Raw genomic sequence first — 12875 nt, forward strand, 5'->3', positions numbered from 1 at the left:
TTAGCCAACCACCAGGTTGATGAGCTTGCCGGGCACAATGATCACCTTGCGCAGGGTTTTGCCTTCCAGGTGTTTTTGTACCTTTTCGTCTGCCAGCGCCAGTTTTTCAATACTGGCCTGATCTGCATCTGCCGGCAATTGCAGCTGAGCACGGGGCTTGCCGTTGATGGAAACACCCATTTCGATGGTGTCTCGGGTCAACGCGCTGTCATCCACGACGGGCCAGCTGGCATCAATGACGGCACCGGCATGGCCCAGATCCTGCCACAGCTGGTGGCTGATGTGCGGCGTGATGGGGGACAGCATCACCACCAGTGCCTGATAGGCTTCGCGGGCCACGGCCAGGCTCAGCGGGTCGGTGGCATCAAAGCGTGACAGCTGGTTGGTCAGTTCCATCATGGCCGCAATGGCGGTGTTAAAGGTCAGGCGACGGCTGAGATCATCACCCACCTTGCTGATGGTTTCATGGGTTTTGCGGCGCAGTTCTTTCTGTTCGTCATTCAGTGCACTGCGATCCAGCTGGCCGGGTTGTCCGGCAGCCAGATGCTGATGCACCAGGCGCCATAGGCGTTTGAGGTAGCGGTTGGCACCTTCCACACCTGAGTCGGACCACTCCAGTGACTGATCCGGTGGGGAAGCAAACATCATGAACAGGCGCACGGTGTCGGCTCCGTAGAGGTCGATCATCGACTGGGGATCCACACCGTTGTTCTTGGACTTGGCCATTTTTTCCATGCCACCGATCTGCACCGGCTGACCATCACTGATCAGGCGGGCGCTGACCGGGCGTCCCTTGCTGTCTTTTTCGACTTCAACATCCGCCGGGTTGAACCAGTCCTTGCCGCCGTTGGGGGTGTCACGGTAGAAGGTTTCAGCCACCACCATGCCCTGCGTCAGCAGGCGCTTGAAAGGTTCATCCGTCTGTACCAGGCCAAAGTCCCGCATCAGCTTGTGGAAGAAGCGGGCGTACAGCAGGTGCAGGATGGCGTGTTCTATGCCACCGATGTAATAGTCCACCGGCAGCCAGTAGTTGGCTCGCTCGTCCAGCATGGCTTCGTTGTTGTCGGCACAACAGAAGCGAGCGTAGTACCAGCTGGATTCCATGAAGGTGTCAAAGGTGTCGGTTTCCCGCTGCCAGCCATTTTCCAGCTCATAAAATGCCGGCATTTTTTTGATTGGGGAACCACCGGTGGCATCAAACTCAACATCCAGAGGCAGTGCTACCGGCAGGTCTTCGTCGCGCACCGGACGGGTTTCACCGTTGGGACCATTTTCCACCGGAATCGGAGCACCCCAGTAACGCTGACGGGATACACCCCAGTCACGCAGGCGGAAGTTGATCTTCACTCGGCCCTTGCCTTGTTTTTCCAGCTCACCGGCAATGGCGTTGAATGCTGCTTCAAACTCCAGTCCATCGTATTGCGCAGAGTTGATCAGGCGGCCCTTGTCCACAAAAGCGGCCTGGCTGAGGTCACAGTTTTCACCGTTGACTGGCTCAATGACCTGTTCAATGGCAATGCCGTATTTGCCGGCAAATTCCCAGTCGCGCTGGTCATGTCCGGGAACTGCCATCACGGCACCGGTGCCATATTCCATCAGCACAAAGTTGGCCACCCAGATGGGCACTTCACGGCCAGACAAGGGGTGCACTGCCTTGAAGCCGGTGGCCATGCCTTTCTTTTCCATCACGGCCAGTTCCGCTTCGGAGGTGCCGCCTTTGCTGCATTCCACCAGAAACTCGGCCAGTGCCGGGTTGTTTTCTGCAGCAGCCCTGGCCAGCGGATGGCCGGCAGCCACCGCCACATAGGTGACACCAAACAGGGTGTCCGGGCGGGTGGTGTAGATTTCCAGACCTTCCGGCAGTAACTCAGCCGCCTGACCTCTGAGACCAAAGGTCATTTCCACGCCGCGGGATTTGCCAATCCAGTTGCGCTGCATGGTCTTGACCTGCTCCGGCCACTCCACGTGATCCAGATCAGACAAGAGTTCTTCAGCGTAATCGGTGATTTTCAGGAACCACTGGGGAATTTCCTTGCGCTCAACCAGTGCGCCGGAACGCCAGCCACGTCCATCAATGACCTGTTCGTTGGCCAGCACGGTCTGGTCCACCGGGTCCCAGTTGACCATGGCATTTTTTTTGTAAACCAGGCCTTTCTCGACCAGCTTGCCAAAAAACCATTGTTCCCACTTGTAGTAGGAGGCATCACAGGTGGCCAGTTCGCGGCTCCAATCATAGGCAAACCCCAGGGCTTTTAACTGGCCGCGCATGTAAGCGATGTTTTCCTTGGTCCACTTGCCCGGGGCCACCTTGTTTTTGATGGCGGCATTTTCTGCCGGCAGGCCAAAGGCATCCCAACCCATGGGTTGCATCACGTTCTTGCCCAGCAGGCGCTGGTGACGGCTGATCACATCACCAATGGTGTAGTTGCGCACATGCCCCATGTGCAGCTTGCCGCTGGGGTAGGGGAACATGGACAGGCAGTAGAATTTTTCACGGGTGGCATCTTCCACCGCTTTGAAGCACTGGTTTTTGTCCCAGAAGTCCTGGGCCTGTTGCTCCAGCACGCTGGGCTGGTAGTCGGGGATCTGAGCGTCCATTTTGTCTCTGCGGGTCAAGGTGAATCAGTGGAAAAAACAGCCGCTAATGATACATCAGCTGGGGCACAAGATGTAGGCCGGAGATCGGTCAGGATCACTTCATGGTATTTTGAGTGATACAACTGTTTGTTTTGATCGTTTGGGCAGTCTTGGCATGGGCTTTGCTGAATTGATGCGTCCGGGGTTAGAATGCCCGGCTGAAACCACTAAAGGTATTGAATATGCTGGAGCGTCTTTTTCAGATTAAGGCACAGAACTCTTCGGTAAAAACCGAGGTGATTGCCGGGGTCACCACCTTCCTGACCATGGCGTATATCATTTTTGTGAACCCTGCGATGCTGGCACAGGCCGGCATGGATCAGGGTGCTGTATTTGTGGCAACTTGTCTGGCAGCGGCAATCGGTTGCCTGATTATGGGGCTGTGGGCCAATTATCCGATTGCCCTTGCACCAGGAATGGGCCTGAATGCCTTTTTCACCTACGGCGTGGTGCTGGGCATGGGCTACTCCTGGGAGGTGGCGTTGGGTGCCATTTTCCTGTCCGGTATCCTGTTTATCCTGATCAGTATCTTCAAGATCCGTGAGTGGGTGATCAACTCCATTCCTTCTTCCCTGAAACTGGGTATTGCGGCGGGTATCGGCCTGTTTCTGGCAATCATTGCCCTGAAAAATGCCGGTATTGTGGTGGAGCATCCGGCCACGCTGGTAACCCTGGGTGACCTTTCCAATCCGGCAGCGATTTACGGTTTTCTGGGCTTTTTTGTGATTGCTGCGCTGGCTTACCTGAAAGTCACCGGTGCCGTGATGCTGGGCATTCTGGGTGTGACGGTGCTGGCGATGCTGCTGGGTCACAATGAATTTGGTGGTCTGGTGTCGATGCCGCCTTCGATTGCACCAACCTTCATGGCGATGGACATTGCCGGTGCTTTTGAGGTGGCAATGATCAGCGTGATTTTTGCTTTCCTGTTTGTGGATCTGTTTGATACCTCCGGCACCCTGATTGGTGTTGCTGAGCGCGGCAAGATGCTGGACAAGGATGGCAAGCTGCCGCGCATTGAAAAAGCCCTGCTGGCGGATTCTTCTGCCACTGTGGTGGGTGCGGCGCTGGGTACTTCCTCCACCACCAGTTACATCGAAAGTGCTTCCGGTGTAGCGGCTGGTGGTCGTACCGGTCTGACCGCGGTGGTGGTGGCTGGCCTGTTCCTGATCAGTCTGTTTTTTGCACCGCTGGCGGGTTCCATTCCAGCCTTTGCTACAGCAGGCGCACTGCTATATGTGGCGGTGTTGATGACCGGTAGTTTGTCCCGTGTGAACTGGGATGATGTGACCGAGGCTGCGCCGGTAATGATTGCAGCATTAACCATGCCGCTGACCTTCTCGATTGCTCACGGTATTGCGCTGGCCTTTGTCAGTTATGCGGCCATTAAGCTCTTTTCCGGTCAGGGTAAACAGGTCAGCATCAGTGTATATGTGCTGGCGGCGCTGTTTATCATCAAGTTTGTGTTCTTCTCCTGATGCGCCTGGCCGGGGATTCTCTCCCCGGCCTCTCTGTGTCCAGGCTGCTCTCTCCTCAGGCTCATCGCTCACCGGCCCCCTCTGCCCCGGCTGCTGTTATACTGAACCTTCCTGTTCAGTTGCCGGTTTTTTTGTATGTCTGTTTCTGCTGCTGTTGAAAATTCCCCGTTGGGGCAATCCACTCCTTATACCAACCGTTATGATCCGGGGCTGTTGTATCCGATCCCGCGCAGTGGTTCGCGGCAGGATTTTTATGGTGTGGATATCTGGAATGCCTATGAGGTGTCCTGGCTGAATGCCCGTGGCAAACCTCAGGTGCGCCTGGCTGAGTTTCGTGTACCGGCTGATTCGGCCAATATCATTGAATCCAAATCCTTCAAGCTGTATCTCAACTCTTTTAACCTCACCCGCTTTGATGACCAACAAACAGTGGTTCAGCAACTGGAGCAGGATCTTTCAGCGGCCGCTGGTGCTTCGGTGGCCGTGAAACTTCATGCAGTGGATGTCGGACTACAGCCACAGCCGTTAAACGGTGAGTGTCTGGATGAGCTGGATATTGATATCCAGCACTACCTGCCGGAACCGGCTTTGCTGAGTGCTGATCCAAAGCAGCTGGTATCAGAGACCTTGGTCAGCCATCTGCTGAAATCCAACTGCCCGGTCACCGGTCAGCCGGACTGGGCCAGTATTCAGATCAGTTACCGTGGTCCGCAGATGGATCGTGCAGGGCTGCTGGCCTATCTGGTGTCTTACCGGGAAAAGGGTGATTTTCATGAGGCCTGTGTTGAGCAGATCCACCGAGATCTGATGCAAAGGTGTCACCCGGATTACCTGAGTGTTTATGCCCGTTATGTGCGTCGTGGCGGGCTGGACATCAACCCCTTTCGTTGCAGTGAGCCGGTTGAGGTGAATAACTGCCGGTTGCTGCGCCAGTGATGGAGTGATCGGCTTGTTGCTGCTGATCAGGCTGGCAATATTTGCCTTGCTGCTGGCTTGGGTGCTGCTGCCTGTAACCGTGCAGGGCTGGCTGGTATTGCCGGTCTGGGTGCTGGTGAGCTGGCTGATTTTCATCACTCGTCTGGAGGTGGTGCGGACTCGGCGTTGTGTGTGGCTGAACCAGTATCTGGCGCCAGGCTCGCTGCTGCAGCAACGACTGCAGACTGGCTGGATTGCCGCACTGGGTCAGCTTTTGCTGGCACTGTTGCTGGGGCTGTTGTTCATTGTGCAACTGCTGGTCAGTGATGGCTGGTTCTGGTGGTTGCTGGTCCTGAGCCTGCTTCTGCTGGTGTGGGTTGAGCCGCTGATTACAAGGTTGCTTGCCGGTCAGGTCAGAAGGGAATACCTGCCGGTGCTGACAAGGCGCTGCAGTGGCTGGCTGGTTGCCGGGTTGCTGATGCTGGTGATGTTACTGGTGCGCCTGCAGATGGCTCAGCCCTGGCTGATTGATCTGTCATGGCGTGAAGCCTTGCTGTTGCAACTGCGGATGCAGGGCGAGCCGGGTGTGCTGGCACTGCTGATCCGGCTGAGCCAGTCACTGGATATCACCTGGCAATGGTTGCTGCAGAATGCGCTGGGCAGTCGAGCTGATTCCGGCTGGCTGGCAGTCCTGGCCTGGAGTACGCTGTTTGGTCTTCAGGCTGCATTATGCCTGGCCTGGGTGCAATTATTGACGGGCTTACAGCTCCTGATGGCCACGCCAAAAAAAATCGGACGGAGTCTTGATCATGCGCAGCAGGACAACTGAACACAAAACGGGTGTGACTTCGCTGTTGCTGGCTTTCCTGCTGGCGGCAGTGGTGTTTGCTGTGCTGGGTCAGGCACTGCGCCATCTGGCCGAAACAACGGATGATGACGGTGTTTTTGCGCTGATCATCAAGGGTGAAGCGCTGTTGCTGGATGCCTCAGTTCTGGATGCATTAAATCGTGATCTGCGGCGTTTTTCCCAGCAGGAGCAACAGCAGTTGGCTACTTGGATGGATAGCTGGAGTGAGCAGCAACTGGATCAGTTGTTTGCCTTGTCACATGCCGGTGTGGACGCTTACCTGGACTGGTATTACTCGATGCCGGGTTCTTACCTGCGTCTTTACCATGCCATGAAGGGTGACTTGTCGGAACAACTGGAAAATCAGTTGCAGCAGCGGGCTTTTGAGCAGTCAGGTTTTGTTGAGGCACTGGATCAACTGTCTGTGGCTTATACCGAGGCTTTTCAGCAGCAACTGCTGATCCTGCAGCAACAGCAACTGGCCAGTTGGCAGCAACAACTGCATCAGCAGTATGCTGCCAGACAGGTGACCGGGGGTTCAGCAGAAAACACAACAGCAAGCGCACTGGAACCAGCTTTCACCATTCATCTGGACCAGGCATTGCAACTGGATCTGGCTGCCACGGAAGCAGACTTCCGGCGCTGGCAACAAAGTGGCAGCTTGTCAGTGGCTGCCGGTGCTTCCGTGCTGGCACTGCCTGCTGCCCGCGTCATGGCAGGCCGCCTGATGCAGCGCACGGGTGTGCGCAGTGCCGTGAATGTCACCCTGCGTTATCTGGCGCGTCTGACACCGCGTGTGGCCGCCGCCATGACCGCCAGTGGTGCGGCCACCGCAGCCGCTGCTCCCAGCGGGCCGGGAGCACTGGTGGCGGGTGCCACAACCCTGACCTTGTTTGTGGTATCGGATTGGGCGTTGTTGAAAGCCGAAGAAGCTATTTACCGTCCTGATAAGGCTGCCGAGCTTCATGCCGGTCTGGCGCTCTGGCGTGAAACCCTGGCCGAGGAACTGAATCAGGCCGCTGCTCCGTTGTTTGCTGCCCGCCAGGACTTTCTGAAAAGCAGGTTAAACCGGCCCTATCAAGAGGCCGGTGTGGAGCGGCGTTTTTACCTGTTTCCTGAGTGGAATGAACCTGTTCAGGCGGATGGGCTTGAAGAAGCCGTCGCTGAACCCCGCTGATGACTGCGGTTGCTGAGCCAGACCAGCGTCATGGCCAGAGCAATCGGTGGCAGCATCAACAGATTCAGTAACTCCCAGCCCAGCCATAACTGCAGGTGCCCGGCCAGCAGGCTGCCCAGTGCGGAAAAACCAAACACCAGAAAATCATTCATGCCCTGCACCCTGGCTTTTTCATTGGGCTGGTAGGTGCGGGTCAGCAGTGAGGTTGCACCGATGAAGGTGAAGTTCCAGCCCACACCCAGTGCCACCAGTGCCACCCAGAAATGCCAGTAGCCCTGGCCCAGTTGAGTGACTGCCACACAAAACAGCAACAGCACACAGCCCAGTTGAATGATGGGGGTGACACCAAAACGGGTGATCAGCCGGCCGGTGAAAAAAGATGGCAGAAACATGCCCAGCACGTGCCACTGAATGATGCTGGCAGTGCTGCTGAAATCATAATGATGACTGTGCATGGCTAGGGGTGTGGCGGTCATGACCAACACCATCACACCATAACCGATGCTGCCGGAAGTGATGGCTGCAATCAGTAGTGGCTGGCGCAAGAGTGCCAGATAACCTCGCCCGCCGTGCTGCTGTTCAGCCTGAGTGGGTTTGGGCAGTGGCAGACTGAGGATCAGCAACAGGGTGAATGCATACAGCCCCAGCAGTACCAGAAAGGCACCAAGAAAAGGATGATGCGGGAAAAAACCCTGTGACCAGACCGCCAGATTCGGACCTAGAATGGCTGCCAGCACCCCGCCGCCCATCACCAGACCAATGGCACGAGCATTCTGCTCGGGTTTGCAGGCTTCCACTGCGGCAAAACGGTATTGCTGTCCCACCCCGATGGCCATGCCCAGCAACAGGGTGCTGAGGCAGAACAGGGCAAAGTTTCCGGCCGACAGGGCGGTGAATGCCAGCAGTGCGCCACCGACACCAATCAGATTACCAAGAAAAAACCCGGTTTTTCGGCCCAGCCAGCGCATCAACAGTGCTGCCGGCAAAGTGACCCCCATCAGACCCAGAAATTGCAGCGCCACCGGCAGTGTCACCAGCGCCGGTGATGGAGCAATCTGCTGGCCGATCAGGGCCGTGACGGAAACCAGCAGAATGTTGCCGGTGATCAACAGTGCCTGACCCAGAGCCAGACCCCATACAGTGAGCGGAAGCATGAAAAAATCCTGATTCTACGGAAAGTTGTGACTTTATCATGAGTCAGGTGCTGCAGTTGTTTTCCGGCTGTTAAATGAATGCATCTTGCTGTGACTTGATGCCTGTAAAAAGGGTATAATCGTCCGGATAACACCAATCGCAGAAGGACGTAGATGCATGGCTGAAATCGCCAAAGAGATTCATCCGGTCAATATTGAGGACGAGCTGAAGCAGTCCTACCTTGACTACGCGATGAGCGTCATTATCGGACGCGCCCTGCCTGATGTTCGTGACGGTCTGAAGCCGGTGCACCGGCGCGTGCTCTTTGCCATGCATGAACTGAGCAACGACTGGAACAAACCCTATAAGAAGTCGGCCCGTGTGGTCGGTGACGTGATCGGTAAATACCACCCACACGGTGACTCGGCGGTGTATGACACCATCGTGCGTATGGCACAGCCCTTCTCACTGCGTTACATGCTGGTGGATGGTCAGGGTAACTTCGGTTCGGTGGATGGTGACTCAGCAGCTGCCATGCGTTACACCGAAATCCGCATGACCAAGATGAGCCACTCGCTGTTGGCGGATCTGGACAAGGATACCGTTGATTACGTCGACAACTACGATGGCACGGAGCAGATTCCTGCGGTGCTGCCAACCCGGGTGCCCAATCTGCTGGTCAACGGTTCCGCCGGTATTGCGGTGGGCATGGCCACCAACATTCCACCGCATAACCTGGGTGAGGTGGTGGATGGTTGTCTGGCGCTGATCGACAATCCGGAGCTCACCATTGATGAGCTGATGGAATACATCCCCGGTCCGGATTTCCCAACCGGTGCCATCATCAACGGCAAGGCCGGTATTGTCGAAGCCTACCGTACCGGTCGAGGCCGCATTTACATGCGCGCCAAACACCATTTTGAAACCATTGGCAGTCGTGAAGCCATTGTTTTCACCGAGATTCCCTACCAGCTCAACAAGGCTCGCCAGATCGAGAAGATTGCCGAGCTGGTGAAAGAGAAAAAGATCGAAGGCATTGCCGAATTGCGTGATGAGTCCGACAAGGACGGCATGCGCATTGTGATCGAAGTGAAGAAGGGTGAGTCGCCGGAAGTGCTGGTGAACAACCTGTTCACCCAGACCTCGCTGCAGAATGTATTCGGCATCAACATGGTGGCCTTGAAAGATGGCCAGCCGATGCTGCTGAACCTCAAGCAGATCCTGGAAGCCTTCATCCGTCACCGTCAGGAAGTGGTCACTCGCCGCACGGTTTATGAACTGCGCAAGGCACGTGAGCGGGGCCATATCCTGGAAGGTCTGGCAATTGCCCTGGCCAACATTGACCCGGTGATTGAGCTGATCAAGGCATCACCTTCTGCGGCAGAAGCCAAAGAAGCGCTGCTGGCACGTGACTGGGCGCCGGGCAATGTGGTGGAGATGTTGGAGCGTGCCGGTGCAACTGCCTGTAAACCGGATGATCTGGATGAGCATTTCGGCCTGTCGGACAAACAGGATATCTATCGCCTTTCACCGGCCCAGGCTCAGGCCATTCTGGAGCTGCGCCTGCACCGCTTGACCGGTATGGAGCATGAAAAGCTGCTGAGTGAATACCGTGAACTGCTGGTGAAAATTGCCGAGTATCTGGCCATTCTGGCTGATCCGGCCTTGCTGATGCAGGTGATTCGTGAAGAACTGACGGCCATTCGCGCTGAATATGCCGATGCCCGTCGCAGCGAAATCATTGCCAGCCGTCAGGACTTCTCGATGGAAGACCTGATTGCCGAAGAGGACATGGTGGTCACCATTTCCCGTACCGGTTATGCCAAATCCCAGCCGCTGAGTGACTACCGTGCCCAGCGTCGGGGTGGTCGTGGCAAGTCCGCCACGGCAATGAAAGATGAAGATGTGATTGAACACCTGCTGGTGGCGTCCACTCATGCCACCATCATGCTGTTCTCCACGCGTGGCAAGGTTTACTGGCTCAAGGTGTATGACATTCCAACCGGCAGTCGCGGTTCGCGGGGTCGTCCGCTGGTCAACCTGCTGCCGCTGGAAGAAGGCGAAAGCATCACCACCATCCTGCCGGTGGATGAGTACCGTGAAGACCACTACATTTTCATGGCCACGGCTCAGGGCACCGTCAAGAAAACCAGTCTGGACAAGTTCTCCAACATCCGCAGCAATGGTCTGATTGCATTGGATCTGGATGAAGGCGACCGTCTGGTGGGCGCTGCCATCACCCATGGCACTGACCATGTGATGCTATTCACCAGTGCCGGCAAGGCGATCCGTTTTGAAGAGGATCAGGTGCGGGGCATGGGCCGTACTGCCCGTGGTGTACGCGGTGTGCGTCTGCCGGAAGGTGCTGAGGTGATCAGTCTGATCATTCCACGCTCCACTGTGATTGATGCTGAAAATGATCCGGAAGATGGTGTGGATGATGCCGAGGAAGCGGTATCCAGTGCGGGTGTCAGCGCACCGGCGGTGGAGTCTGATCGCCCGATTTACATTCTGACTGCTTCTGAAAACGGTTACGGCAAACGCACTCGTCTGGAAGCTTTCCCGCTGCGGGGTCGTGGTGGTCAGGGTGTGATTGCGATGCAGTGCAGTGCCCGTAACGGTGGGCTGGTATCTGCCATCCAGGTGGAAGACGGTGAAGAAATGATGCTGATCACTGACCGGGGCACACTGGTGCGCACTCGCGTTGATGAGGTTTCGACCACTTCACGGAACACCCAGGGGGTTAAACTCATCAGTCTGTCTGAAGAGGAAAAACTCTGCGGCACTGTGCGTGTGCAGGATGTGGGTGAAGACCCGGATGCTGAAGTTGAAGACCAGGATGTGATCGGGTCTGAAGACAAGAGCACCGATGTGATGCAGCAAGACGACGAGTCTGCCAACGACTGATTATTCTGAAACAGTGTGGCAGACAGGAATCCCGGCATTGACCGGGATTCTTTTTTTCTGGTGAACCCAAAAGGTGACAACCGGTGATTGAATTTTTTGAAGTGCACAAGGCCTATCCGGTCGGCACTGAACAAATCACGGCACTGCAGCCGTGTAATCTGCAGATTCCATCAGGTCAGATCTTTGGTCTGATTGGCCATTCCGGCGCAGGCAAGTCGACCCTGTTGCGCTTGATTAATCGACTGGAAGAGCCCAGCAGCGGCCGCATTGAAGTGGCCGGGCAGGATATCACCGCACTGGATGCGGCTGGATTACGCGCCTTCCGGCGTCAGGTAGGCATGATTTTCCAGCATTTTAATCTGCTGTCTTCACGCACGGTGGCACAGAATGTGGCCATGCCACTGCAACTGGCCGGTGAATTGTCACGAGCAGCGATCAAGGACAAGGTGCAACAACTGCTGTTGCGTGTTGGTCTGCAGGACCATGCCGATAAATACCCGGCACAGTTATCGGGCGGTCAGAAGCAGCGGGTGGGCATTGCTCGTGCACTCTCCACGGATCCCAGAATCCTTTTGTGTGATGAAGCCACCAGTGCACTGGACCCGCAAACCACCGGGCAGGTGTTGCAGCTGTTGTCAGAAATCAATCGTGAGCTGGGTCTGACGCTGGTGCTGATCACTCACGAAATGGATGTGATCCGTCGCATCTGTGATCAGGTGGCAGTGATGGATGCCGGTGTGATTGTTGAACAGGGGCCAGTGCCGCAGGTGTTTCTGCATCCCCAGCATGCCACCACAAGGCGTTTTGTGCAGGAAGCCGAGCAGTTGGATGAAAACCAGCTGCATCAGGATTTTGCTCAGGTGCAGGGGCGAATCCTTCGTCTCACTTTTCAGGGCGAAACCACCTATCAGCCACTGCTGGGGCGGGTGGTGCGTGAAACCGGTGTTGATTTCACCCTGTTGGCGGGTCGTATCGACCGCATTCGTGATCTGCCCTATGGCCAGCTGACCGTGGCTTTTGATGGTGCGGAACTGGATCTGGCCTTGCAGCGACTGCAAGCAGCAGATGTGCATGTGGAGGTGCTGCGCTGATGGATACACTACTGAGCAATGTGGATTGGTATGACATTGCTGTTGCCAGTCTGGAAACCCTGCTGATGCTGGGTGGTTCACTGATTTTCACGGTGTTGCTGGGGCTGCCGCTGGGAGTGTTGCTGTTTCTGACCGGGCCGCGTCAATTGTTTGCCCAGAAGGGTTTTTATGCCGTGCTGTCACTGGTCACCAACGTGCTGCGTTCCTTGCCCTTCATCATCCTGCTGATCGTGATGATCCCGGTCACGGTGATGATCACCGGAACTTCACTGGGTGTGGCCGGTGCCATTCCACCCCTGGTGGTGGGTGCCACACCCTTCTTTGCCCGGTTGGTGGAAACCGCCCTGAGGGAAGTGGATCGAGGCATCATCGAAGCGACCCAGGCCATGGGCGCAACAACTAAGCAAATAATTTTTAATGCTTTGTTGCCCGAAGCTCGACCGGGTATTCTTGCTGCCGTTACGGTCACGGCCATCACGCTGGTGTCTTATACCGCCATGGCAGGTGTGGTGGGTGCCGGTGGTCTGGGTGATCTGGCCATACGTTATGGTTATCAGCGCTTCCAGACCGATGTGATGGTGGTGACCGTGGTGCTGTTGCTGGTGTTGGTGCAGTTGCTGCAGTCGGTGGGTGATCGGCTGGTGGTACATTATTCCCGCAAATAGATTTTAACAACACACAGGCAGCCCTGA

General features: G+C 56.1%; 9 protein-coding genes. 7 read left to right on the plus strand and 2 right to left on the minus strand.

The window, feature by feature from the left end; genetic code table 11:
* Nucleotides 1-2598 carry a leucine--tRNA ligase gene (leuS, locus tag BT114_RS11560; protein ID WP_072326653.1) on the minus strand — a complete coding sequence of 866 codons (2598 nt, stop codon included), beginning with the start codon at nt 2596-2598 and terminating at the stop codon, nt 1-3.
* A 221-nt stretch (nt 2599-2819) separates the two neighbouring features.
* Between leuS and BT114_RS11565 the strand changes: the two genes are divergently transcribed.
* The 4 genes from BT114_RS11565 to BT114_RS11580 all read left to right on the plus strand — a co-directional run bounded on the left by BT114_RS11565 (nt 2820) and on the right by BT114_RS11580 (nt 7051).
* Nucleotides 2820-4112: an NCS2 family permease gene (locus BT114_RS11565; RefSeq protein ID WP_072326654.1), complete on the plus strand. Its 1293-nt coding sequence runs from the start codon at nt 2820-2822 to the stop codon at nt 4110-4112.
* A 135-nt stretch (nt 4113-4247) separates the two neighbouring features.
* On the plus strand, nt 4248-5048 hold the full coding sequence (queF, locus tag BT114_RS11570) for an NADPH-dependent 7-cyano-7-deazaguanine reductase QueF (RefSeq protein WP_072326655.1): 801 nt from the start codon (nt 4248-4250) through the stop codon (nt 5046-5048).
* A 13-nt stretch (nt 5049-5061) separates the two neighbouring features.
* Nucleotides 5062-5856: a hypothetical protein gene (locus tag BT114_RS11575; RefSeq protein WP_072326656.1), complete on the plus strand. Its 795-nt coding sequence runs from the start codon at nt 5062-5064 to the stop codon at nt 5854-5856.
* Nucleotides 5837-7051: a hypothetical protein gene (locus BT114_RS11580; protein ID WP_072326657.1), complete on the plus strand. Its 1215-nt coding sequence runs from the start codon at nt 5837-5839 to the stop codon at nt 7049-7051. Before BT114_RS11575 ends, BT114_RS11580 begins: the two co-directional genes overlap by 20 nt.
* Here BT114_RS11580 and BT114_RS11585 read toward each other — a convergent pair.
* The gene (locus BT114_RS11585) at nt 7009-8205 is read right to left on the minus strand and encodes an MFS transporter (protein ID WP_072326658.1); all 1197 of its coding nucleotides are present in this window, start codon (nt 8203-8205) and stop codon (nt 7009-7011) included. The two genes, BT114_RS11580 and BT114_RS11585, sit on opposite strands and share 43 nt — an antisense overlap.
* Nucleotides 8206-8362: 157 nt before the next feature.
* On the opposite strand from BT114_RS11585, the gene gyrA reads away from it, so the two are divergent.
* The 3 genes from gyrA (at nt 8363) to BT114_RS11600 (ending at nt 12848) form a co-directional block, all read left to right on the plus strand.
* Nucleotides 8363-11092, plus strand: a complete 2730-nt coding sequence (gene gyrA, locus BT114_RS11590) for a DNA gyrase subunit A (RefSeq protein ID WP_072326659.1) — start codon at nt 8363-8365, stop codon at nt 11090-11092.
* An 83-nt stretch (nt 11093-11175) separates the two neighbouring features.
* Nucleotides 11176-12183 (plus strand): methionine ABC transporter ATP-binding protein, encoded by a 1008-nt coding sequence (locus tag BT114_RS11595; protein ID WP_072326661.1) that lies wholly within the window; start codon nt 11176-11178, stop codon nt 12181-12183.
* Nucleotides 12183-12848: a methionine ABC transporter permease gene (locus BT114_RS11600; RefSeq protein ID WP_072326662.1), complete on the plus strand. Its 666-nt coding sequence runs from the start codon at nt 12183-12185 to the stop codon at nt 12846-12848. Before BT114_RS11595 ends, BT114_RS11600 begins: the two co-directional genes overlap by 1 nt.
* Nucleotides 12849-12875 lie beyond the last annotated feature (27 nt).

The organism is Marinospirillum alkaliphilum DSM 21637, from assembly GCF_900119735.1.
In the GTDB taxonomy this organism is placed as follows: Bacteria; Pseudomonadota; Gammaproteobacteria; order Pseudomonadales; family Halomonadaceae; genus Marinospirillum; species Marinospirillum alkaliphilum.

What these genes read in the sequence shown, in the direction of transcription:
- leuS (WP_072326653.1), bottom strand. Translation starts at nt 2,598, where the DNA reads ATGGACGCTCAGATCCCCGACTACCAGCCCAGCGTGCTGGAGCAACAG.
- BT114_RS11565 (WP_072326654.1), top strand. Translation starts at nt 2,820, where the DNA reads ATGCTGGAGCGTCTTTTTCAGATTAAGGCACAGAACTCTTCGGTAAAA.
- queF (WP_072326655.1), top strand. Translation starts at nt 4,248, where the DNA reads ATGTCTGTTTCTGCTGCTGTTGAAAATTCCCCGTTGGGGCAATCCACT.
- BT114_RS11580 (WP_072326657.1), top strand. Translation starts at nt 5,837, where the DNA reads ATGCGCAGCAGGACAACTGAACACAAAACGGGTGTGACTTCGCTGTTG.
- BT114_RS11585 (WP_072326658.1), bottom strand. Translation starts at nt 8,205, where the DNA reads ATGCTTCCGCTCACTGTATGGGGTCTGGCTCTGGGTCAGGCACTGTTG.
- gyrA (WP_072326659.1), top strand. Translation starts at nt 8,363, where the DNA reads ATGGCTGAAATCGCCAAAGAGATTCATCCGGTCAATATTGAGGACGAG.
- BT114_RS11600 (WP_072326662.1), top strand. Translation starts at nt 12,183, where the DNA reads ATGGATACACTACTGAGCAATGTGGATTGGTATGACATTGCTGTTGCC.